This is a genomic window from Amycolatopsis sp. NBC_01286 (genome assembly GCF_035982555.1).
In the GTDB taxonomy this organism is placed as follows: domain Bacteria; phylum Actinomycetota; class Actinomycetes; order Mycobacteriales; family Pseudonocardiaceae; genus Amycolatopsis.
In genome coordinates this window covers 4,527,715-4,550,022 of the sequence record NZ_CP108428.1, presented here as the reverse complement: position 1 = coordinate 4,550,022, position 22,308 = coordinate 4,527,715, and the positions used below count along the sequence as shown (strand labels likewise).

Annotated in this window: 15 protein-coding genes; 6 read left to right on the top strand and 9 right to left on the bottom strand. The window is 69.4% G+C overall.

All coding sequences use genetic code 11. The features are described 5' to 3' along the window. The first annotated feature begins 129 nt into the window (after nucleotides 1-129). The 3 genes from OG570_RS21910 to OG570_RS21900 all read left to right on the top strand — a co-directional run bounded on the left by OG570_RS21910 (nucleotide 130) and on the right by OG570_RS21900 (nucleotide 3,047). A complete protein-coding gene (locus OG570_RS21910) occupies nucleotides 130-1,110 on the top strand; it encodes an LLM class F420-dependent oxidoreductase (protein ID WP_326943750.1) in 981 nt (326 codons plus the stop codon). Nucleotides 1,111-1,464: 354 nt separating this feature from the next. Then, a complete protein-coding gene (locus tag OG570_RS21905; RefSeq protein WP_326958881.1) occupies nucleotides 1,465-1,731 on the top strand; it encodes a TetR/AcrR family transcriptional regulator in 267 nt (88 codons plus the stop codon). Nucleotides 1,732-1,925: 194 nt separating this feature from the next. Then, complete coding sequence (locus OG570_RS21900) at nucleotides 1,926-3,047, top strand: helix-turn-helix transcriptional regulator (protein ID WP_326958879.1); 1,122 nt, start codon at nucleotides 1,926-1,928, stop codon at nucleotides 3,045-3,047. A 70-nt stretch (nucleotides 3,048-3,117) separates the two neighbouring features. Here the strand turns inward: OG570_RS21900 and OG570_RS21895 are convergent, their stop codons facing one another. From OG570_RS21895 to OG570_RS21875, 5 genes are all read right to left on the bottom strand, one after another. Then, the gene (locus OG570_RS21895; RefSeq protein ID WP_326958877.1) at nucleotides 3,118-3,609 is read right to left on the bottom strand and encodes a VOC family protein; all 492 of its coding nucleotides are present in this window, start codon (nucleotides 3,607-3,609) and stop codon (nucleotides 3,118-3,120) included. A gap of 194 nt (nucleotides 3,610-3,803) precedes the next feature. Next, complete coding sequence (locus OG570_RS21890) at nucleotides 3,804-5,225, bottom strand: endo-1,4-beta-xylanase (RefSeq protein ID WP_326958857.1); 1,422 nt, start codon at nucleotides 5,223-5,225, stop codon at nucleotides 3,804-3,806. Nucleotides 5,226-5,252: 27 nt separating this feature from the next. Further along, nucleotides 5,253-6,686 carry an arabinofuranosidase catalytic domain-containing protein gene (locus OG570_RS21885; protein WP_326958855.1) on the bottom strand — a complete coding sequence of 478 codons (1,434 nt, stop codon included), beginning with the start codon at nucleotides 6,684-6,686 and terminating at the stop codon, nucleotides 5,253-5,255. Nucleotides 6,687-6,820: 134 nt separating this feature from the next. Continuing rightward, a complete protein-coding gene (locus OG570_RS21880) occupies nucleotides 6,821-9,169 on the bottom strand; it encodes a ricin-type beta-trefoil lectin domain protein (RefSeq protein ID WP_326958853.1) in 2,349 nt (782 codons plus the stop codon). Nucleotides 9,170-9,234: 65 nt separating this feature from the next. Continuing rightward, on the bottom strand, nucleotides 9,235-11,202 hold the full coding sequence (locus OG570_RS21875) for an alpha-L-fucosidase (RefSeq protein ID WP_326958852.1): 1,968 nt from the start codon (nucleotides 11,200-11,202) through the stop codon (nucleotides 9,235-9,237). Between the two features lie 295 nt (nucleotides 11,203-11,497). Here OG570_RS21875 and OG570_RS21870 point away from each other — a divergent pair, with 295 nt between their 5' ends. Next, complete coding sequence (locus OG570_RS21870) at nucleotides 11,498-12,886, top strand: glycoside hydrolase family 43 protein (protein WP_326958850.1); 1,389 nt, start codon at nucleotides 11,498-11,500, stop codon at nucleotides 12,884-12,886. Nucleotides 12,887-12,977: 91 nt separating this feature from the next. Next, nucleotides 12,978-14,624 (top strand): glycoside hydrolase family 27 protein, encoded by a 1,647-nt coding sequence (locus OG570_RS21865; RefSeq protein WP_326958849.1) that lies wholly within the window; start codon nucleotides 12,978-12,980, stop codon nucleotides 14,622-14,624. Between the two features lie 79 nt (nucleotides 14,625-14,703). On the opposite strand, the gene OG570_RS21860 is transcribed toward OG570_RS21865, so the two are convergent. The 4 genes from OG570_RS21860 to OG570_RS21845 form a co-directional block, all read right to left on the bottom strand. Continuing rightward, a complete protein-coding gene (locus OG570_RS21860; protein WP_442788325.1) occupies nucleotides 14,704-16,113 on the bottom strand; it encodes an arabinofuranosidase catalytic domain-containing protein in 1,410 nt (469 codons plus the stop codon). A 109-nt stretch (nucleotides 16,114-16,222) separates the two neighbouring features. Next, nucleotides 16,223-17,242 (bottom strand): LacI family DNA-binding transcriptional regulator, encoded by a 1,020-nt coding sequence (locus OG570_RS21855; RefSeq protein ID WP_326943759.1) that lies wholly within the window; start codon nucleotides 17,240-17,242, stop codon nucleotides 16,223-16,225. Between the two features lie 68 nt (nucleotides 17,243-17,310). Then, nucleotides 17,311-18,675 carry an RICIN domain-containing protein gene (locus tag OG570_RS21850; protein WP_326958847.1) on the bottom strand — a complete coding sequence of 455 codons (1,365 nt, stop codon included), beginning with the start codon at nucleotides 18,673-18,675 and terminating at the stop codon, nucleotides 17,311-17,313. Between the two features lie 256 nt (nucleotides 18,676-18,931). Further along, nucleotides 18,932-19,675, bottom strand: a complete 744-nt coding sequence (locus OG570_RS21845; protein WP_326958845.1) for a FadR/GntR family transcriptional regulator — start codon at nucleotides 19,673-19,675, stop codon at nucleotides 18,932-18,934. Nucleotides 19,676-19,933: 258 nt separating this feature from the next. Between OG570_RS21845 and OG570_RS48310 the strand changes: the two genes are divergently transcribed. Continuing rightward, nucleotides 19,934-22,303 carry an RICIN domain-containing protein gene (locus OG570_RS48310; protein ID WP_442788290.1) on the top strand — a complete coding sequence of 790 codons (2,370 nt, stop codon included), beginning with the start codon at nucleotides 19,934-19,936 and terminating at the stop codon, nucleotides 22,301-22,303. Nucleotides 22,304-22,308 lie beyond the last annotated feature (5 nt).

Below are 22,308 nucleotides of genomic sequence, written 5' to 3'. Positions count from 1 at the left end.
CAAGGCACTGGGCCGGCTCGCGATCGTCGGCGGCACGACCACTCCGACCCGGCCGCCACGCTCCTGTCCTCCGACGTCCACGCCCTGCAGCTTGCCCTGGAGCGCACTCCAAGGTTTAGCGTTGGGACCATGAGCATTCGGCTTGGTTACCAGATTCCCAGCTTCAGCTACGGGACGCCGGTCACGGACCTGTTCCCCACGGTGATCCGCCAGGTGCGGGAGGCGGAAGATGCCGGCTTCGACGCCGCGTTCGTGATGGATCACTTCTACCAGTTGCCCGGCATCGGCGAGCCGGACGAACCGATGCTGGAGGCGTACTCCGCGCTGAGCGGATTGGCCACCGCCACCTCGCGGATCCAGCTGTCCGCGCTCGTCACCGGAAACACGTACCGCAACCCGCCGATGCTGGCCAAGAACGTCACCACGCTGGACGTGGTCAGCGGCGGACGTGCGGTACTGGGCATCGGCGCAGGCTGGTTCGAACTGGAACACCGGCAGTTCGGCTGGGAGTTCGGCACCTTCACCGACCGGTTTGAACGTCTCGACGAGGCGCTGCAGATCATCGAACCGATGCTGCGCGGTCAGCGCCCGACCTTCGACGGCAAGTGGTACCACACCGAGAACGCGATCAACGAGCCCAGGATTCGCGACGACCTACCGATCATGCTCGGTGGCAGCGGCGAGAAGAAGACCTTCGCACTGGCGGCGCGGTTCGCCCAGCACCTCAACATCATCTGCGACCCGGCAGAACTGCCTCGCAAACTCGAAGCGCTCGACCAGCGATGCGCCGAGGCGGGCCGGGACCGGTCCACGTTGGAGACGAGCTTCCTGGGCTTCGTGATGATCGACGAGAACGGCGACCGGGCCAGGGAACAGCAGCGTGCCTTCCTCCGCAGCCGAGGAATCGACCTCGACGCGCTCACTGACAAAGAGCGTGCGGCGGTCACGGCTCGTCAGTTCGTCGGTGATCCCGACCAGGTCGCCGCAGACCTGAAAGCCAGGGTCCTCGATCCCGGCGTCGATGGCCTGATCATCAACCTGGTTGCCAACGGACACCAGCCCGGTGTGGTCGACCTGGCCGGGCGCACCTTGCGCAAGCTGGTCGGCTGAGCCCGGTGTACCGACGATCCGGCTAGCCCCCAGATGCAGCGGACGAAAGACGGTTGTGATCCAGTCGAGTACCACGCCGTCGGCGCCCACGTGTACACCCTCACACAGTGAAATTCGCGTGGGCTGAGCCTCGACGGCCTTCGATTGCCGTATGGCTCGAGGGGAACACGCGCTTGAAAGACCTCCCCGGCACCCGCCCTGCTCCGTCATCGTTGCCCGCAACCGCCGGCGGCCGCGCCTGCGCGTCTGCGGCCGGCGCTGGACGCACTCGTTGATCGCCGCCGCTACGGTGCCGGCGGCTGCGTCGCGCTCGACATCGCCCTGGACCGGGCCGCGAAGCGCGCCTGTCCGAAGGTGCCCGGCAGTCCACTTCGGATAGTCACGACACCGGCGGTCCGCGTCGCTCTGGCGGCCTCGATGCTCGTCGGCATCGTCGTCGGCCGGCAGATCGTGCAAGTGGCCGTACTCGCCAAAGGGGAGACCGAGGCGATCGTCCGGCACATCGGTCCGGCGCTGCAGACAATCCTCGCACCCCCACCCGACGCGGGTCACGACGGCAAGAACCGACCGCGTGATCTGTCACGGTGGGCGGCGCGTGATGTCCTAGGGCGTGTCTCCTGATTATTTGACCTCTCGGGCCGAGGATGGGCGAATGGTGCGCGCTGAGGTGTTCGCTGGTGAGGTGTGGGCCCCCATGGATGCGTCCGGCGACCATGGCGTCAACGTGCTGATCGACTCCGCAGGAACTCTGCCCGGTGCGGGCGCACCGGCGGGTCCTGCGACTGAAGGCTCCGTTCGGCGTCACCGTCACCGGGGTGGTCCGCTTCACCTGGCCGCGCGGCGTCGTCGGCCTGCACGTCGCCGCGGCGGTGACCGGCACCCTGCCGGACTACGTCAGCCCGATCATGGTGTGGGGTGACGTGGCACGGCCGACAGCTCGGGTGTTGACGTTGCTCGAGTTGTTGCAGTCCGGTGGCACCCGGACCTCTGCTGAGCTGGCCGAGCGGCTGAACGTGGATGGACGCACGGTGCGCCGCTACGTGGAGCACCTGCGTGACCTCGGCATTCCGGTGGATTCCGTGCGTGGTCGTTACGGCGGTTACCGATTGGCGCGCCACTACCGGATGCCTCCGTTGATGCTCACCGACGAGGAAGCACTGGCGGTCGTCTGGGGGCTTTTGCTGACGGGCCGGTCGGGGTCTGGTCCGGCCTCGATCGGTGACGTGGAGGCCGCCACCTCGAAGGTGCGCCGGGTACTGCCCCCGGCCCTGGCACGACAGATTGACACAGTGGTCGACACCGTGAATTTCACCGGCGGTCGGATCGGCGAGGCAGAGCACACCGGGGGTGGCGAGGAGGCAAGCGCGAGAGTGCTTCTCGGGCTGGCGCAGGCGACGGGCGAACGGCGTCCGGTTGCCTTCGACTACATGCCGCGGCACGGACGTGCACGGTTACGCACCGTTCATCCGCACGGCATCGTTGCCATCCACGGGCTGCTCTACCTCACCGGCCACGACGTCGGGCGCCAGGCGGAGCGGACGTTCCGCCTGGACCGCATCGCCGGCCTGCGCCTGCTGGAGGGCACGTTCGAGGTGCCGGATGACCTGAACCCGGTGCAGCGGGTTGTGGGCCCGCTCGCAGCGAGTCCCGGGCGACACGAGGTGTCAGTGCTCGTCGACGCTGACGCAATGCGTGTGCGAGCGTTGTTCCCGGAGACGCTGGCGTCGGTCGAACCGGTAGCCGGCGTCGCCGGAAATGGTCACTGGCTGAGAATTTTCGTACGTGCGGAACGTTTGGAGTGGGTCGCGGGACGATTGGCCGCTCTCGATCGGCCGTTCGTCATCGAGCAGCCGAAGGCTCTGCACGGGGTCGTTGCCGCGCTGGGACAGAAGCTGATCGCCGCGGCGATCGTCGATCCCGGCGGCGACTCGGGCTAGGACCGCGTGGCGACTCCTCGTTCAAGGTCCGTCAGGTCGCGTCGTACCTGTGCTCGACCTGCGTCTGTGGTCAGTCCGCCTTGCTGGTGGGCGGTGGCATCTTGGGTGTCCGGTTCTGCTGCAGTCGCAGCGCCTGCGGCGTGACCGGCGTGTAGAGGTTGACGAGTGACCCTTCGGGGTCGCGGATCAGAACGGACATGTTGCCCCAGGGCATCATCGTCGGCGCCTGCACGACGTCGAGGTCATCGCCGAGTTCGGTCTTCATGAGGGCAAGCAGGGATTCGACGTCCTCCACGACGAACTCGACGATGGCGGTGCGGTTGGCGGCCGCTCGCGGTGGGTTGTCCGTGATGAAAGCGACCCGCTCCGGCGTGCTGAGCGCGAACGTCGCGGACGGTGTCACCAGCTCGACGAAGTCGTCAGTCAGGTACTGCGGGGTGGCGCCGGTGAGGACCTCGTAGAAGCGGACGAGTTGCGGTAGGTCGTCGGTGATCACGCGGACGGAGGCCAGTTGGACGGTGTTCGTTGTCATGATCACGACGCTATCCTGAATACCGGACATAACCTGTCCGGATCAGGCTTGTCTCCATCATGAGGTCACCGGAGACCACTGTGGACAAGACGGCTGTCGACCCAAGGGGGTGACGGGCGTCGACCGCCTTCGCTTTGCCGGGCTGTTGCTGCTCGGGGTGCCGGAGTCCGCAGCGAACTCCGGCATCCCGGGCATGCAGGCGTGGAGTCCGGGCTTCGGCGCGATCAGGTCGCCGGGCCGGTCCACTGCTGGTTGGCTCCGCCGTTGCAGGTCCAGATGATCACTGCGGTCCCGTTGGCGGTCGCGGCGCCGTTGACGTCCAGGCACAGCCCGGACTGGCCGTTCGTGATCGTGCCGTTCGAGTTCGACGTCCACTTCTGGCCGTTGCCGCCGGTGCAGTTCGCGATCACGGCCGCGGTCCCGGCGGAAGTCCCGCCACTCGCGGTGTCCAGGCACCGCTGCCCGTCACCGGAGTAGACGGTCAGCGCCCCGGAGCTCGTGCGGGTCCACTGCTGGTTCGTCCCGCCGTGACAGTCCCAGATCCCCAGCGAAGTGCCGGGGGTGGTCGACGAGCTGGGCACGTCCAGGCACCGGTTCGCGGCCACGGCGCGGATCGCGCCATTGCCACCGTTCCCGCCGCTGCTGTTGAGCACGTCGAGAACGGCGGTGTAGGCCTGTTTCTTGCCGTAGTTGCCGTCGAACAGCAGCGGTGTGTCGCCCGAACGCCACGAGTACTTGTCCGTGACGCCCCAGACCGTGATGCCGGTGCAGCGGGAGACCGCCGTGCACGCCTGGGTGACCTGCCGGTAGACGTTCGCCTGACCGGAGCCCGAGCCGCCGACGTCCAGCTCGGTGATCTGCACGTCGACGCCGAGGTCGGCGAAGCGCTGCAGGTTCGTCTGGTAGCTGCCGAGGTTGGAGTTCGAGCCGAGGTGGCTCTGGAAGCCCACGCAGTCGATCGGCACGCCCCGGCTCTTGAAGTCCCGGACCATGGTGTAGATCCCGGTGCTCTTCGCGTTGACGCCGTCGGTGTTGTAGTCGTTGTAGCAGAGCTTGGCGTTCGGGTCGGCTGTGCGAGCCGCGCGGAACGCGTCCTCGATGTAGCCGTCACCGAGCTTCTGCTGGAACACCGACTGCCGGCGGGTGCCGTTCTCCTCGAACGCCTCGTTGACGACGTCCCACGCGTAGAGCTGGCCCTTCCAGTGACCGGCCACCTGGCTGATGTGGTTCTGCATCGCCGACCGCAGGTTGCTCGCGTCCAGCCCGCTCACCCACCCGGCCAGCTGCCCGTGCCACACCAGCGTGTGCCCGCGGATCTTCATCCCCTTGCTCCTGGCCTGGCTGACGATCTGCTCCCCGGGCCCGAAGTTGAACTGGTTGCGGTTCGGCTCGACCGTCGCCCACTTCATCTCGTTTTCCGGGGTGACGCCGTTGAACTCCGACGTCCACGTGTTCACGTACGCCGCTTCGCCGAGGTGACTGGTGGAGATCGCGGCGCCGAGGTACCTTCCGCTCTGCGCCGCCGCGGCGCCGAGTGTGCTCGCCGCGCCGGCGGTGCCGGGGAACAGCACCAGGGCACTCGCCGCGAGTCCGGCGGTCGCCGCGGTGGCGAGCGCGGTCCGCCACCGGGATGGGCTGGTAGTCATGACAACCTCGTTCCTTCGTCGAAGGTCCTAGCCCAGCGTCCACTGCTGGTTGCTGCCGCCGTTGCAGGTCCACAGCTCGACCAGCGCGCCGTTGGCCGTCGACGCACCCGTCACGTCCAGGCACAGGCCGGACTGCCCGCCGGTGACCGTGCCATTGGAGTTGACCGTCCACTGCTGGTTGGCCCCGCCGTTGCAGGACCAGGTCACCACCTTCGTGCCGGCGCTGGTCCCGTTGCCCGAGGCGTCCAGGCAGAGCGTCTGCCCGCCGACGGTGGCCGTCAGCTGGTTCGACGACGTGCGGGTCCAGGTCTGGTTCGCCTGGCCGCTGCAGCTGTAGATCTGCAGCTGGGTGCCGGACGTCGTGGTGGAGCCCGGGACGTCGAGGCACTTGCCGGCGCCGACCGCGTGCAGCGGTCCGGTGCTGGTGCCGCTGCCGCCGGTGCCGTACGCGGCGGCGGTGATGTTGGCCTGCACGGCGTTCTCGGTGGCGTCGGACGGGTAGCCCGAAGTCATCACGCCTTCGTAGAAGGTGCCCGCGGAGCCGATGCTGTTGTCGCCCCCGGTGCCGAGGATGATCGCGCCTTCCTTGCGCATCGGGTTGTAGCCCGACACGTTGGGGCGTGAGCCGTTGTAGAAGGTGGACAGGCCACCGGACTGCGCGTTGCCGCCGCGGATGGACCAGTGGTTGGCCTCACCCTTGAGGATCGCGGTCAGGTAGCGGTGGTTGACGGTGGGGTCGTTGGCGTTGTAACCGGCGTTGACGCCGGAGTAGAGGCCGTTCTCGAGGTCGGACATGACCCAGGGCCCCGGTCCGGCGCCGTAACCCCAGACCTTGATGTTGCCGAAGTAGATGGCCTCCATCGTGCCGTTGCCGTTGTCCCGGCTGTTGCGCTCGGCGTTGCCGTAGTCGAAGCAGCAGCCGCCGTTGTAGTGCGTACCGTCGAAGATCGCGTACATGCCCTCCGGCTGGTCACCGGTCGCGACACCGTTCGTGTTGTTGTTGCGGTAGCCGGTTCCGGGGGCGACGAACACGCCGTACGCCTTCTGGCCGCCGATGGTGATCGGGGCGGCGGTGGCGTTGGCCAGGTTGTCGTACCCGCCGGCGGCCGGGCCGGAGAACCCGCCGGGCGGGGCTTGCGTGAGGTGGTTGCCGCGGCCGGACTGGTCGTAGATGACGGTGATCAGGCAGGTCGTGCTCGCGCAGAACGAGTCCTGGGTCGCGGCGTTCGCGACACCGCCGGCACTCAGAACGCCGATGTCCCGTGTCGTGTTGTCGGAGGACCGCCGGACTTGGTACAGGGCGCCGTTGTACGCGCCGTAGAGCGCCCGGGTGGTGGAATGCGCGGCCACGCAGGACGTCCCGCCGGCGGCGTAGAGGTCGCACGGCCCTTGCGTCGCGGCCTGCGCCGGTGCGGCCGGGCCGGCCAGCGCGCCCGCGGCGAGCGCCAACGCGGCGCCCATGGTTTGCAGCGACCTTCTCCATCGTGGGGTCATGAGCGAACTCCTTTGTCCGGTCGGGGATGCTCTCGCCGTGCCAGGGGTCGTGAGTGAGAAACAGTGTTAGAACACTGTTTCTCACTCACGACCGGCCGCGGTCAGCTTCGGTTCCACTTCTGGGCATTGCTGCCTGTGCAGGCCTGCAGGGTCACCGGTGCGCTGTTCCCGGTGCCGCTCGGGCCGAGGCACAGTCCTGACTGGACACCCGTGATCGTGCCGTCGGCATTCGCGTTCCACTGCTGGTTGGTGCCACCCGTGCAGTCCCAGATGATCGCCCGGGTGCCGGCCGCGGTGCTCGCTCCCTCGGCGTCGAGGCACTTCGTGCCGTACACCTGGAGCTGCTTCCCGGAGGTGAGGGTCCACTGCTGGTTACCGCCGCCGTTGCAGTCCCACAGCGTCACCTGGGTACCGTTGGTCTGCGACGCGCTCGGGACGTCGAGGCACCGGCTCGAGCCGGTGTTGCGCAGCACGGACGTCGACCCGCCGCCCGAGCCGGTCACGGCGAGGTTGTCGAACTGCGCGGTCTCCCCCTGGCTCGTGCCGATCCCGACCTGGCCCGCCGGGAAGGTGGTGTCGGTGACCGTCCCGACGACCACGCCGTCGACGGTGGCGGTGATGGTGCTGCCGGAGAAGCCCAGGGACAGCTTGTGCCAGCGGTTGGTGCCCAACGCGGTCGTCGTACCGCTGCGCAGCGTCGTGACCTGCTGGCTGGTGTTGTTGCGCTGGATCGACCAGGCACCGGTGTCACCGACCCGCAGGTAGTAGGCGTTCAGCGCGCCCTGGTTGCCCGTGTCCTGGGAGCCGGCCCGGCCGAGCAGCTGGACGTACCCGGACTTCTCCAGCAGCACGTCCGCGTTGACCGTGTAGGTGCTCCAGGCCACGTTGCCCAGCAACGCGTACGGATCGGTCGTCTTCTTCCAGGGGATCGCCTTCTGCGGAGCGGACTGGCGCACGCACGTGCCGGAACGGCCGGCGCCGCAGGCGGACGTCTCGAAGGCGCCCTCCATGTCCATCAGGTACTTGGCTTCCTTGCCCGTCGCGTACCCGTCGAAGTCGTCGCTGTAGGGCAGGTTCAGCGAGCCCTGCGCCGGGCCGGTCGCGGTGCCCTTGCCCTGCCCGGTGGTGGTCGTGATCGTGTACAGGTAGCCGGGCTGGGCGGTCAGGGAGAACGCGCCGCCGGACGGAGTGATGTCGGCCGTGTGCCCGAAGAAGTCCGCGGGGTTGTTCGAGTTCAGGTTGGTCGCCCACACGTGCACCTGGCCGGTGGACAGCCCGCCGGTGACGTTCAGGTTCAGCGTCTGGGCCGAGGTGGCGTCCATGGTTTCGATGATCGTGCTGTAGTCGGTGTTGTTCGGCGACTTCAGCGAGACGTAGCTGCCGTTGGCGCGGTTGCCGCCGAGGTAGCCGCTGGAGGTGTCGAGGTACTTCCAGCCGGGCGCGGTGAACTGCGTGGTGTGCGCCAGCGCCCAGGCGTCCTTGCCGATCGAGTAGTAGCCCGACCACGGCTGGTTGGCCAGCGCCAGCCCGACGGTCGGCCAGGGGATGTTCGGCGTGGTGGCGGCGATGAGGTCCCAGTTGAGGTAGGCGGTCATCTTGCCGTCGAGGTAGACGCGGTTGATGCCGCGGGCCAGCGGCTTGGCGCCGTCGTTGTAGTCCTGGGAGCCGTTCTCGCTGGACCACAGCGTCTTGCCGGTGTTGGTGACGCCGGCCGGGACACTGCACGACGTCTGCGCGCTGAGGTAACCACAGGTGTAGTGGGCGCTGAGCACGTCGGTGGCGTTGCGGTAGGCCGTGTTCGTCGAGATGGCGCTCGCGGGCCCCCAGTCCCCCGGCCAGGAATCGCCGGAGATGAGCTTGACGGCGCTGTACCCGTTGGCGTTGAGCGCGTTGCGGATGGTGACGGTCCAGTCGGCGCTCCACTGCTTCTCGTTCTGGACGGTCGTGAGGTAGTCCATCGTCAGCCCGTGCTGCTTGGCGCACCCGAGCCACGAAAGGTAGTAGCCGGTCAGGTCGTCGGAGAAGAACGTGCCGTTGCCGATCCAGCCCGGCGCACCCCAGGGCAGGCCCACGAGCTTGATGCCGGGGTTGCGCGCCTTGGCCTGCTCCATGAGCCACCACTCGTAGCCGCGGTTGCAGTCCAGGTCGCCGCGGAAGTGGGCGTGGCTGGGCTCCGCCCCGCTGGTGGAGTTGGTGTCCCCGCCCATCTCCACCTTGAGGATCTGCAGCGCGGCGCCGTAACCGGGCTTGAACAGGTAGTCGAGGATCTGGCCGCGCTGCGGCTCGGGGTAGTCGATCAGCAGGCGGCTGTTGCCACCGCCGCCGCTGACCGCGCCGACGCCGTCGAAGGTGCGGCCGGCCGATCCGCCGTTGATCGTGATCGAGGTGGCGGCCTGGGCCGGCGCGGCCCCGGCCACCACGCCGGCGGCCAGGACGACGACCACGGCCATCGTGGTTCGCACCCTGCGGAACAAGGCTCCGGGCATGGCGGTTCTCTCTTCCGACGCAGGGGGGATCAGACGGCCGTGACGGTCCACTGGTTGTTGGTGCTGGTGTTCGGCGCCCACAGGACGACCGTGGAGCCGGCCGTGGTGGTGCCCGCTCCGTCGAGTGCGGTGCCGGTGCCGCGGTTGACGATCTGGTAGTGCCCGTTCCCGAGCCCGGTCAGCCGCCACTGCTGGTTGTCGCTCCCGGTCCAGGACGTCTGCACGGCGTTGACGCCGTTGCCGGTCCGGCCGCCGCTGTCGGCGACCATGCCGTTGGTGCGGTTGACGATCCGGTAGTAGCCGTTGCCCAGGTCGACCAGCTGCCACTGGAGATTGGCCGAGCCGTCGTAGGACCACTGCTTCAGCACCGACCCGGCCGCGACGCTCCCGCCGCTGTCGAGCACCAGGCCGGTCGTGACGTTCGCGATCCGCACCCAGCCGGTGGGGAGCGGTCCGGACCCCGGAGCCGGGATCTGGCCGGTGAAGGTCAGCTTCACCACGTACGCCGGGGCGCTGAACGGCGCTGACGGCAGCCGGATGTGCAGCCCGGAGCCGTCCTGGGTGCGGTCGGGCAGGTCGGTGTAGGACCCGGCCGTGGCACCGAGCAGCTGCACGGTCTTCAGCGAGCCGAGGTTGATCCGGCTCGAGCCGAGCGTCGTGACGTCCAGCGTGCTGCCCGGCCACCCCAGGACCGTGGCGTACAGGACGGTGTTGTCCTTGCTCCGGGTGAACCGGATGTCGCGGTTGGTGCCCTCACGCGGCGTGGTGAAGGAGCCGCCGCCCATCTGCGTCGGGCCTTCGCCGTAGGCCGACCAGGCGCGGGTGGCGTAGATCGACTCCCCGAAACGGCCGAGGTAGTCGCCGATGCCGAGCAGGATCGTCCGCTGCCCGGACGGGATGGTGCCGTCGGCCATCGGCGCGATGTTGAGCAGCATCGTGCCGTTCTTGCTGACGCGGTCGATCAGCGCGTGCAGCATCGCCTTCATCGAGTAGTAGCCGATGCCGGTCGTGTAGCACCAGCTGGAGCTGGAGATGCTGTCGTCGGTCAGCCAGTACGGGTTCTGGATGTCCCCCGGTCCGCCGCGCTCGAAGTCGAAGACCTCGCCCCGGTTGTCGAAGCCGTCCTTGTAGGTCGCGACGACGTCCTTGTTCCACGCGACGGCCTTGTTGTAGTAGTACGACAGGAAGTTCAGCCGCCGGGACTCGTCGACACGCGGCAGGTTGAAGTCCTGCCACAAGAGATCCGGCTGGTAGCCGTCGACGACTTCGGTCAGCTTGTCGTACCAGAGCTGGTTCTCCGCCGCCGCGCCCAGCTGGCCGTACAGCTTGCGCAGACCGGCGTCCGACTGCGCCGGCACGTGGTCGTAGAAGCCGGTGAAGTGGTAGGCGTGGTGCAGCGACACCATGAACTTCAGCCCCCGGGCGCGGATCGCGTCGGCGTGCAGCCGCACCAGGTCCAGCCGTGGCCCCTTGGCGACCGAGTTCCACTCGTTGACGGCGCTGTTCCACATCGAGAAGCCGTCGTGGTGCTCGGCGACGGGTCCGGCGAACTTGGCGCCGGCGTCGGCGAACAGCTGCGCCCACTCCGCCGGGTCGAAGTTGCCGCCCGCGGACTTGAGCTTCGGCGCGAACTGCACGAAGTTGCCGGCTTTGTCGCGGGCCCCGTTGACGAAGTTGTGGTAGGGCCACGCCGACGGGTCGCCGTACACGGCCTGGTGGTGGTTGTTCTCGGCCGAGCCAGCGACGTACATGTTGCGGGGGTACCACTCGTTGCCGAACGCGGGGACGCTGAAGACGCCCCAGTGGAAGTAGATGCCGAACTTGGCGTCGCAGAACCACTCCGCCGCGGGCGGGTGCTGGTCGACCGACGACCAGGTCGGCGTGTAGCTGCCCGGCCCGGCGGTGGCCCAGGCGGTCCCGCCGCGCAGCAGACCGGCGGCCGCCGAGCCGCTCACCGTGATCAGACCCAGCATCGTGCGACGGCTGAACTCGGACATCGCGGAAAGCCTCCTCGGCTCCGAAACAGTTAGCGTTAACACAATGTGGTGGACGAAGTGCCGCCTGGGATCACCGGAACTGACACCATGTCTAGGCTCAGCCGGAGCCGATGGTCAACCCCCATGACCAACCGGACCTGCGGCCGCCGCTAAACCCCAGCGTGGAACACACGGGCAAGGTGTAACTTTCATGCGCCGTGGCGAATGCTTGTGAGCGTGAACAGTGCCGTGTCACACTGCTCCTCGCCTGGCTCTGGAGCGCGAGCAAACGGTGACCACTACCCAAGGAGCACCTGTGAAAGTCGCGTCCTCACCTTCGGCGATCGTCAAACCCCGGCGTGCGTTCACGCTGATCGTCAGCCTGTTGTGTGCCCTGGGACTGTTCCCGGCGGTGGCCCGGGCGGACAACCCGATCGTCCAGACCATCTATACCGCGGATCCCGCGCCGCTGGTGTACAACGGCCGCGTCTACCTCTACACCGGACACGACGAAGACGGCTCGACGTACTTCACCATGAAAGAATGGCGGGTGTGGTCGTCGGCGGACATGGTCAACTGGACCGACCACGGCTCCCCCCTGAACCTCGCCAGCTTCACGTGGGCGAGCGCCAACGCCTGGGCGGGCCAGACCGTCTACCGCAACGGCAAGTTCTACTGGTACGTCCCGATGACGGTCCGGGCGACCGGCGCGATGGCGATCGGCGTGGCCGTGTCGAACAGCCCCACCGGGCCGTTCAGCGACGCACTCGGGCACCCGCTCGTCGGCAACGGCGAGATCGACCCCACGGTGTTCGTCGACGACGACGGGCAAGCCTACCTGTACTGGGGCAACCCGCACCTGTGGTACGTGAAGCTCAACGCCGACATGATCTCCTACTCGAGCGGACCGACCCAGATCCCCCTGACCACCGCCGGGTTCGGCACCCGCACGGGGAACGCGAGCCGGCCGACGCTGTTCGAGGAAGGTCCCTGGGTCTACAAGCGCAATGGCTTGTACTACAACGTGTTCGCGGCGAAATGCTGCTCGGAGTTCATCGGGTACTCGACCGCTCCCGGCCCCACCGGACCGTGGACGTACCGCGGGACGGTCATGCCCACCCAGGGAGGCAGCTTCACCAACCACCCGGGCGTGATCGACTTCAACGGGAACTCCTACTTCTTCTACCACAACGGCGCCTTGCCGGGCGGCGGCGGCTACACGCGCTCGGTGGCCGTGGAGAAGTTCACCTACAACGCCGACGGCACCATCCCCACGATCGGCATGAGCACGACGGGCGTGCCGCAGGTGGGCACGCTGAACCCGTACACGCGGCAGGAAGCGGAAACGATCGCCTGGGAGTCCGGCGTCGAGACCGAGCCGTCCACCGAGGGCGGGATGAACGTCGGCTACCTCGAGAACGGTGACTGGATCAAGGTCAAGGGCGCCGCTTTCGGTACCGGCGCCCGGACCTTCACCGCGCGAGTCGCCTCCGCGGCCGCCGGCGGCCGGATCGAAGTCCGGCTGGACAGCACCGGGGGCACCCTGGCGGGAACCTGCACCGTTCCGGGTACGGGTGGCTGGCAGACCTGGACGAGCGTGTCCTGCCCGGTGACCGGGGCTACGGGAACGCACGACCTGTACCTCCGCTTCACCGGCGGCAGCGGCTACCTGTTCAACGTGAACTGGTGGCAGTTCGCCGCTTGACGTCACGAATCGGCGGCCGGCCCGGGTGAACGAGCGCTTCGGCGTCGCCGGCCGGCCGCCACTCCGCTTCCACTCCCGGAAAGGGGCGACGATGCCCGTTCGACCGCGCCACCGCATCCTGCACCTGCTCACCGCCGCGGCCACCGCACTGGCCTTGGCGACCGTGCTACCGACCCCGCCGGCCGCCGTGGCCGCGCCCGGCAGCCCGGCGCTCACCCCGCCGCTGGGCTGGAACAGCTGGAACAGCTTCGGCTGCGGCGTCACCGAGACCGCCATCCGTCAGGCGGCCGACGCGATGGTCTCGTCCGGGATGAAGGACGCGGGCTACCAGTACGTCGTCGTCGACGACTGCTGGTTCGACCCGCAACGCGACTCCCAAGGAGCCCTGCGCGCCAACGCGTCGAAGTTCCCGAGCGGCATGAAGGCCCTGGGCGACTACATCCACGGCCGCGGCCTGAAGTTCGGCATCTACCAGGTGCCGACCGACCGCACCTGTGCCCAGCGCACCGGCACCTACCCCGGTTCCACCGGCAGCGCGGGGCACGAGGTCCAGGACGCCACCACCTTTGCGTCCTGGGGCGTGGACTACCTCAAGTACGACTGGTGCTCCCCCGCCGGCACGCGCGACGAGCAGGTCGCCCGGTTCACGGTGATGCGCGACGCCGTGCGCGCCACCGGCCGCCCGATCGTCTACAGCATCAACCCCAACAGCTACCACGCCATCACCGGCGACAAGTACGACTGGGGCCAGGTCGCGGACCTCTGGCGCACCACCGAGGACCTGCTGGACGTCTGGCAGAACGGCAACACCAACAGCTACCCGATGGGCGTGGGCAACGTCCTCGACGTCACCGCCCCGCTGGCCGCGCAGGCCGGCCCGGGGCACTGGAACGACCCGGACATGCTCGTCGTCGGGCGGCCCGGGCTGTCGCTGACCGAGTCCCGCGCCCACTTCGCCCTGTGGGCGCTCATGGCCGCGCCGTTGATGGCGGGCAACGACATCCGCACGATGTCGGCCGACATCAGCGCGGTGCTGCGGAACCCGCGGCTGCTGGCGGTCGACCAGGACCGGCTCGGCGCCGGCGGCCGCCGGGTGCGTGACGACGGCAACGTCGAGGTCTTCGCGAAGCCGCTGGCCGACGGCTCGGTCGCGGTCGGGCTGCTCAACCGCGGGAGCGCCACGACCACCGTGAGCACGACCGCCGCGCAGATCGGGCTCTCCGGCTCGGCGTTCACCCTGACCGACGTGTGGACCGGCGCGACTTCGACGACCGGCGGCCCGATCGGCGCGAGCGTGCCGGCGCACGGCGTCGCGGCGTACCGGGTGTCCGGCGGTGCCCCGCTGGCCGCCACGACGTCCCGGCTGCGCGGTGCGGGTTCCGGGCGCTGCCTGGACGTCGACAACGCCTCGACGGCCGCGGGCGCGGGCGCGCTGATCTGGGACTGCCAGACCGCGGCGAACCAGCTGTGGACCACCTGGGAGAACGGCGAGGTCCGCGTGTTCGGCGACAAGTGCCTCGACGCCGACCACCAGGGCACCACCAACGGCACCCGCGTGCTCAGCTGGCCGTGCACCGGGCAGGACAACCAGAAGTGGACGTTCGGCCAGGACGGCTCGGTCCGCAACGTCCATTCCGGACTGTGCCTGGACGCCGAAGGCGCGGGCACCGCCAACGGGACCCACGCGATCCTGTGGAGCTGCAACGGACAGCAGAACCAGCGGTGGAGCCGCGTCTGATCCCCGGCGACCGTCCCGAACGCCCGAGCCGCCGGATACGGCTCGGGCGTTCGGTTCTTCCCCGGGAGCGGAACCGGCGTCAGCGATAACCGGCGGCGACGATGTTGGCCTGCACCGCGTTCTCCGTCGCGTCGGACGGATAACCCGCGACCATCGCTCCTTCGTAGAACGTCCCGGCGCTCAGGTTGGCGCCGCCGCCGGGCTTGCAGCAGTCACCACCGCTGCCCAGCACGATCGCCCCCTGCTTCTTCATCGGGCTGTACCCGCTCGGGAGCCCGCCGTCCCACAGCGTCGTCAAGCTGCCGGACTGGGCGTCGCTGCCCTTCATGGCGAACCGTGACGTCCCGTTGTTCTTCAGCGCCGCCGTGACGAACTTGCTGCCGAACGCCCGCTGGCCGGGGTTCCACGACTGGCTCCCGCCGGGGTAGAGCCCCCACTCGAGGTCGGCCTGCACCCACGGGCCGGTGCCGGAGCACCCGCCGAACCAGCACTGCTTGCCGAAGTTGATCGCGTCCATCGCCCCGGCCGCGTCGGCCTTCCTGGTCGTCTCGCTGTTGCCGTAGTCGAAGCAGCAGCCGCTGTTGACGTGCGTCCCGCTCGTCACCATGTACATGCCCTCGGGCGCACTGCCGGTGGGCACGCCGGTCAGGTGGCCGTCCCGCCAATAGCTGTTGCCGGGGTTGATGTACAGGGAGTAAGCCTTCTGGCCCCCGACCGCGAGGGACTCCGTGGTGGCCTTCGCGGGACTGCTCTGGCTGGACCCGGGCACCACGCTGGACCCCTGGTACCACAGGTCGTTCCCCCGCCCGGACTGGTCGTAGACCACCGTGATGACGCAGGACGTGCCGGAACAGAAGGAGTCCTGGGCTCCGGCGTCGGCCGCACCGCCCGCCGCCAGGGCGCCGACGTTCCGGGTGGCGTTGTCGGACGCGCGCCGGACCTGGTACAGGTTTCCGTTGTAGGAGCCGTAGAGCGCACGAACCGTGCTGTGTGCGGCGACGCACGGCGTGCCGCCCGAAGCGTAGATGTCGCACGGGCCCGCGCCCGTCGGCGGCGGGGTGCTCGTGCTCCACCGCTGGTTGCTCTGGCCGTGGCACGTCCACAGGATGACCGCGGTGCCGTTGGCCGTCCCGGCCCCGTTCACGTCCAGGCACAACCCCGACTGGACCCCGGTGACCGACCCGTCGGAGTTCTGCCGCCACTGCTGGTTCGCCCCGCCGGTGCAGGACCAGATGATCACCGCCGTGCCGGGCGCCGTCTGGTTGCCGTAGGCGTCCACGCACCGCGTCCCGCTCATCCCCCGCAGCTCACCGGCGGCGGTGAACTCGAAAGCCTGGCTCGCCTGGCCGGTGCAGTCCCGGATCTCCAATGCCGTTCCCGGCGTGTCGACGCCGCCCGTCACGTTCAGGCACCGCCCCGACGCCGCGCTCGCGAGGGACGTCGACGCCGCGGACGCCGGTGGCGCGCCGGTCAGGGCGGCCGCCAGCATCGCGGCCAGAACCAGGACGGCACGCACCGGTTTGACTCGAGTGGTCACGAATCCTCCTTCGAGCGCCGCGGACTTCTCCGCAGACGGATTGTTAGCGCTAACACAAAAGTCATGCCGTCGCGCGCAGAACGAGCTTGGTGTCCAGCACGGCACAGCGGGGCGTGGCCGAGCCACCGAGCATGGCGAGCAGTTCACCCGTCATCCGGGCGCCCATCTCTTCGATCGGCTGGCGCACGGTGGTGAGCGGCGGATCCGTCCGACGGCCGATCGGCAGGTCGTCGAACCCGATGACAGCCACGTCCCCGGGCACCCGCCGCCCCGCGCGCTGCAGGGCCCGCAGCGCGCCGACCGCCATCATGTCGGAGGCCGCGAAGATGGCGTCGACGTGCGGCCGGCGGTCCAGCAGGCGGGCCGTGGCGTGCTCGCCGGACGCCTGGCCGAAGTCGCCGAACACCACCAGGCCGCGGTCGCCGCGGCCGGCGCCCACCACCGCCTCCCGGTAGCCGAGCAGCCGGTCCACGCCCGCGGTCATGTCCTGAGGTCCGGCGATGGTCGCCACGGTGCGCCGGCCCGCGTTGATGAGGCGCTGAGTGGCCTGCCGCGCACCACCCCGGTTGTCCACGTCGACGTAGGAGGAGCAGTCCCCTTCCCGGACCGGGCGGCCGCCGAACACCACCGGGATGCCGAGCCAGTCCAGGTCGAGCGGACGGCGGCCGTGCATGCCGACGACGAGGGCGCCGTCGACGTGGCCGCCGTCGAGGTAGCGCACCACGGGGGCCTGGTAGTTCTCCGTCGCGGGCACCGTGAGCAGGACGAGCTGCAGGCCCGCCTCGGTCAGCTCCTTCCCGGCACCGGCGGAGATGCGGGCGAAGTAGGGGTCGGCGAACAGCCGCAGCACCTCCTCGCACACGACCAGCGCGACCGATCCGGTGCGCCCCGCCGTCGCCCGCGCGGCTCTCTGCCGGGCGTAGCCCAGAGCCGACATCGCCGACTCGACCTGCTTGCGCGTTTTCGGCCGGACCCGCGGAAAGCCGTTGAGCACGCGGGACGCGGTGGCGGTCGACACCCCGGCCGCTCGCGCGACGTCGGCCAGGGTCGGACGGAGCTGGGGCAACTCGACGGACGACACGTTCGCTCTCCCAAGACGTCATTGTCTCTGCGGGGCTCGCTCGACGATACCGCCGGGTAACGGGCCGCTCAGGCTCGTTGGACCCGGAATCGCTGGTTGGCACCGCCGGTGGCCGTCCACTGGGAGATCCGCGCGCCGTCGGCGGTCGAGGCGCCCCACACGTCCATCGTCAGGCCGCTCAGCCGGTTGACCAAGCCGACCACACCGCCGCCCTGGTCGACCACACGCCACTGCTGGGCGGTGGCGCCGGAGTCCGGTTGCTGGCTGATGTCCGCGCCGGTGGCGGTACCGGCCACCTGGAGCACCAGGCCGCTGTGGCGGGCCCGGACGCGGTAGTAACCGTCGCCGGAGTCGAGGAAGTCGAACTGCTGGTTCTGCCCGCCGGTGGCCGGCCACTGCTGCAGCAAGGCGCCGGCCGCGGTGGAGACGCCGCTGACGTCCAGGAGCTTGCCACTGTGCTCGGCGATCAGGGTGTAGTTGACCCCGACCTGCACCGGAGCCCCGGCCGGCGGGGTCGACGAGTCGAACTGCGTGATGAACTTCCACACCTCACCGGAGGTCCAGGTCTGCCAGCCGTCGCAGGTGCACCCGTCCCTCGGGCCCGGGTCGTGCCCAGCCCCGTCGAACGCGGCCCAGACCACCGGGTACCCGGCCCGGCAGCCGGAGTAGGCGGTGACGACGTGCGTCAGGCTGCCCGGCGCCGGCTCGGGCGGGTTCTGCGGCGTGCAGCCGTTGTTCCGGACGAACTGGTCGCGCAGCGAACGTCCGGACGCGATGGGCAGCACGTCGTCCCGGAGGCCGTGGAGACCGATGTACGCGACGGGCTGGGTGCCGCCGCTGCACCCGCTGAGGTTCGCCCCGGAGTAGACGGCGACCGCGCGGAAGACCGCCGGCCGGGCACAGGCGAGCGCGTAGCTCATGGCCGCGCCGTAGCTGAAGCCGCCGGCGAAGACCTGCGAGGTGTCGACGCACAGTGCCGCCTCGAGCTGCCTCAGCAGGTCGTCGACGAAGGTGACGTCCTGGCCGCCGGGGTTGGCCCAGCCGTTGCCGTTGCCCTGGGGTGCCACGAAGATCGTGGTGTTGCCCGCGCTGTCCGCCAGCCGCCGGAGCCCGTAGTAGGACCAGTTGTAACCGTCGGTCCCGCCCGAGTCGACGTCGTCGGCCGTGCCGCCGCGCCAGTGCAGCCCGACGAACAGCCGGTACGGGTGGCTGTTGTCGTAGTTTGCCGGGATCCGCAGGATGTAGCCGCGATTCTGGCCGCCACTGGAGATCGTGTGGTTGCCGCTCGCCAGGCCGGGGGCGGCTCCGCAGCCGGCGGTCCCGGCGGCGGCCGCCGACCGCACACCCGGTGCGGCTTGTGCGGTGCCGGTCCCGGCCATCGCGAGCAGCGCCCCGACGGCCACGGACGCGAACAGGGCTCTGAACCTCACCATCGCGGGGCTCCCTCTGGTCTTCGAACATCGTCGTTCTCCAGGGTCGTGAGGAAAGTCGATGCGCGCTCCGGAATCGTCCGGTCACCGACCGAACAGGCAAGAGCCAAGATAGAAGCGGGCGGCGGCAAAGGTCAATGCGCGGTGAAACTTACTCATCCGCACCGGATCGTGCCCGTCCCTCGATGGCGGCCGTCCACAAAGGAGTGAGCACAGGACTGCGTACCCGAAGCCAGGCCCCGAGTACGCACTTCTCTGCTCACTGACCGAAGAGACGCCGCTGGATCTCGCGCCGATAGTCCTCCAGGGTGTTGTCGAGGTGGACGGCGGCCGCCCGGGCCGCCTCGTCCGGGTCGCCGTCACGGATCGCCCGGTAGATGGCGGCGTGCTCCTCGATCGCGTCCGAAGCGTGGCCGCCTGTCGCGCCGGACATTCCGATGATGTTCGTCTGGCGTTGCAGGCGGCGGGCTTCGCGCACGGCCGCGACGAGGAACCGGTTGTGCGACGCGGTGGCGACGCAGAGGTGGAAGTCGTTGTCGCCCCGATCGAACAGCGCGCTCTGCCCGGTCAGGTGACCGTACCGGCAGGTCTCGGCGGCGGCCTCGATCGCGCGCAGCTCGACCGGGGTGGCGTTCCCCGCGGCCAGCCTGCCGGCCGCGGTCTCCTGGACCCGGCGGAACTCGAACAGCATGTAGACGTGGTCGAGATCGGCAGGGAGGAAGAAACCGCCCCACCGGGAAGCGCCGAGCATGCTCTCGTCGTCGGACACATACAGCCCACGTCCCTTGTGCGCTCGTACCCGGCCGATCGCCGAGAGGATCTTGACGGCCTCCCGCACCACCGTCCGGCTGCTGCCCATCCGCGCCGCCAGCTCGACCTCCGTCGGCATCCGGTCACCGGGCCGCAGTTCCAGCTCGGCGATCAGATTCAGGATCTGCTCGGCCACCACTTCGTAGCCGGGCCGGTACGGGGCCGGCGGTGCGGCTTCCTCGTTACGAGTCACCCGATGAGTATGACTCTGTGGGCGCCGTTCAGTGACTGTACCTCGCGGCTCACCTGTCCGGTCAACACCCGGAAAGCCCAAGGTGAAACTTACATACGTTCCCGCAGGTGACGATGCCGGATGGGGACGATGGGTCCTTTCGTCTCTTGACGTCGACCCGACCTTGACCTCGTATGAGTCGTACACATCGTTCCCAGGTTCGCCTGGTCCACTGTGGACTTTCGGGCGCCCGAGACCCGTCCCCGGAGAGGTACCGCCATGCCGCCGCGCACCGGATCCGTGGCCGCCGCGCTCGTCACCGCCCTCGTGGTGACCGCGCTCGCCGCGCCACCCGCCCACGCCGCGACCGTCACCATCGCCGTGTCGCCCACCGGTGACGACGCCGACCCCGGCACCCCCGAGCAGCCCGTCGCCACCCCGGCCAGGGCGCAGCAGCTGGCCCGCGCCCGGTCCGCCGCCGACGACGTGGTCGTGCAGCTCGCCGGCGGCACCTACCGGCTCGCCGCTCCGCTGACGTTCACCAGCGCCGACTCCGGGCGCAACGGCCACACCGTCACCTGGCGGGCCGCTTCCGGCCAGACGCCGATCCTGTCCGGCGGTACGCAGGTCACCGGCTGGACGGTGCAGGACGCGGGCCAGAACGTCTGGGTGGCTTCGGTGCCGCGGGGGGCCGACTCGCGGCAGCTGTTCGTCGACGGCGCGACGGCGCCACGCGCCTCGATCCCGATCTCCCGCAGCGACGTGCAGATCACCACCGCCGGCATGACCATCGTCAACTCCGCGCTGGACTACCTGGCGACGTTGCCCCAGCAGAACCGGATCGAAGTGGAGAGCCAGAACTCCTTCACCGACCGGTACTCCCCCGTCGACCACGTCAGCGGCACCTCGGTCGTCATGCAGCAACCCGCGTGGAACAACAACAACTGGGGTTACGACACCCTCGCCAAGCCCTTCGGCGGCGGCCGGCTGTTCCTGGAGAACTCCTACTCCTTTCTCAAGAACACCGGCCAGTGGTACCTCGACCCGCAGGCCGGGAAGCTCTACTACAAGGCGCCGAGCGGCTGGGCTCCCGGCAGCCACGACGTGGAGCTGCCGCGGTTGACGTCCCTCCTGCAGATCAGCGGCGGCTACGACAACCCGGTGCGCGGCCTCACCTTCAGCGGCCTGCACTTCGAGCACACCACCTGGCTCACGCCCGGCACGTCGGCCGGCTACGCCGACCAGCAGAGCGGCACTTTCCTCCCGGCCGCGGCATCGATGCCGGGCGACTTCCTGAGCTCCTGCCAGTCGGGCTGCCCGCTGTTCGAGGGCGCCCGCAACGGCTGGGCGCAGGCGCCGGCCGCCGTCCAGGTCTCGGCCGCCACCGGGATCACGTTCAGCGGCAACACCTTCACCCACCTCGGGCAGGTGGCGCTGGGCATCGGCAACGACGCGAACGCCCACGCGTCCGGGGTCGGCCTCGGGGCGTCGTCGATCACCGTGGACCACAACACCTTCACCGAGGACTCGGGCGCGGGCATCGTGGTCGGCGGCGTACGGCCGGACGCCCACCACCCGTCGAACGCGGCGATGACCGACCGCGACATCACGCTGTCGAACAACACGGTGAGCCGGGTCGCCCTGGACTACCGGGAAATGGCCGGCATCCTGTCGACCTACGTCACGCACGCCGTGATCACGCACAACGACGTCGCCGACCTCACCTACGACGGCATCGACGTCGGCTGGGGCTGGGGCGCGAACGACCCCGGTGGCAGCCAGGACTACCGCAACCGCGGCCTGTACGCCTACCAGCCCGTGTACTCCACCGCGACGACGTTGCGGGACACCGTCGTCAGCTACAACCGGGTGCACGGCACGAAGAAGCTCATGCACGACGGCGGGAGCATCTACAACCTCTCCGCCAACCCGGGCAGCTCGATCGACCACAACCACGTCTACGACAACAACCGCACGGTCGGCCTGTACCTGGACGAAGGCTCCCGCTACGTTTCCCTGTCGGCCAACGTGATCCAGGACTCCGGGGTGTGGGCCTTCACCAACGCGAGCGGCAGCAACAACACCGACGACAGCACGTTCAGCGGGAACTGGTACAACGGCGGCGCGACGAACGTGGCCACCGGTTCGCCGCACAACAACGTCCTGAGCGGGAACGTCCAGGTGAGCGGCACCAGCTGGCCCTCGGGCGCGCAGCAGGTCATCGCCGCCGCGGGCCCCGGTGGTACCGGGCCGGCCGCGGGCCCGGTGCGCGCGGCCGGCGCGGGCCGGTGCCTGGACGTCAACGGTGCCGGCACCACCCCCGGCGCCCAGGTGCAGATCTGGGACTGCAACGGCGGCGGCAACCAGTCGTGGACCCGCACGACCGCGGGCGAGCTGACCGTCTACAGCGGCGACAGCACCCGGTGCCTGGACGCCTCCGGGCAGGGCACCACCCCCGGCACCAAGGTCGTCATCTGGACCTGCAACGGCGGGGCCAACCAGCGCTGGCAGGTCACCTCGGCCGGCACCGTCACCGGTGTCCAATCCGGACTGTGCCTCGACGTGACCGGCGGCGGCACGGCCAACGGCACGGCCGTCCGGCTCTGGACCTGCACCGGGCAAGCCAACCAGAAGTGGACCTTCGGCTGACCGAT

What these genes read in the sequence shown, in the direction of transcription:
- OG570_RS21910 (WP_326943750.1), top strand. Translation starts at nt 130, where the DNA reads ATGAGCATTCGGCTTGGTTACCAGATTCCCAGCTTCAGCTACGGGACG.
- OG570_RS21895 (WP_326958877.1), bottom strand. Translation starts at nt 3,609, where the DNA reads ATGTCCGGTATTCAGGATAGCGTCGTGATCATGACAACGAACACCGTC.
- OG570_RS21890 (WP_326958857.1), bottom strand. Translation starts at nt 5,225, where the DNA reads ATGACTACCAGCCCATCCCGGTGGCGGACCGCGCTCGCCACCGCGGCG.
- OG570_RS21885 (WP_326958855.1), bottom strand. Translation starts at nt 6,686, where the DNA reads ATGGGCGCCGCGTTGGCGCTCGCCGCGGGCGCGCTGGCCGGCCCGGCC.
- OG570_RS21880 (WP_326958853.1), bottom strand. Translation starts at nt 9,169, where the DNA reads ATGGCCGTGGTCGTCGTCCTGGCCGCCGGCGTGGTGGCCGGGGCCGCG.
- OG570_RS21875 (WP_326958852.1), bottom strand. Translation starts at nt 11,202, where the DNA reads ATGTCCGAGTTCAGCCGTCGCACGATGCTGGGTCTGATCACGGTGAGC.
- OG570_RS21865 (WP_326958849.1), top strand. Translation starts at nt 12,978, where the DNA reads ATGCCCGTTCGACCGCGCCACCGCATCCTGCACCTGCTCACCGCCGCG.
- OG570_RS21860 (WP_442788325.1), bottom strand. Translation starts at nt 16,113, where the DNA reads ATGCTGGCGGCCGCCCTGACCGGCGCGCCACCGGCGTCCGCGGCGTCG.
- OG570_RS21850 (WP_326958847.1), bottom strand. Translation starts at nt 18,675, where the DNA reads ATGGTGAGGTTCAGAGCCCTGTTCGCGTCCGTGGCCGTCGGGGCGCTG.
- OG570_RS48310 (WP_442788290.1), top strand. Translation starts at nt 19,934, where the DNA reads ATGCCGCCGCGCACCGGATCCGTGGCCGCCGCGCTCGTCACCGCCCTC.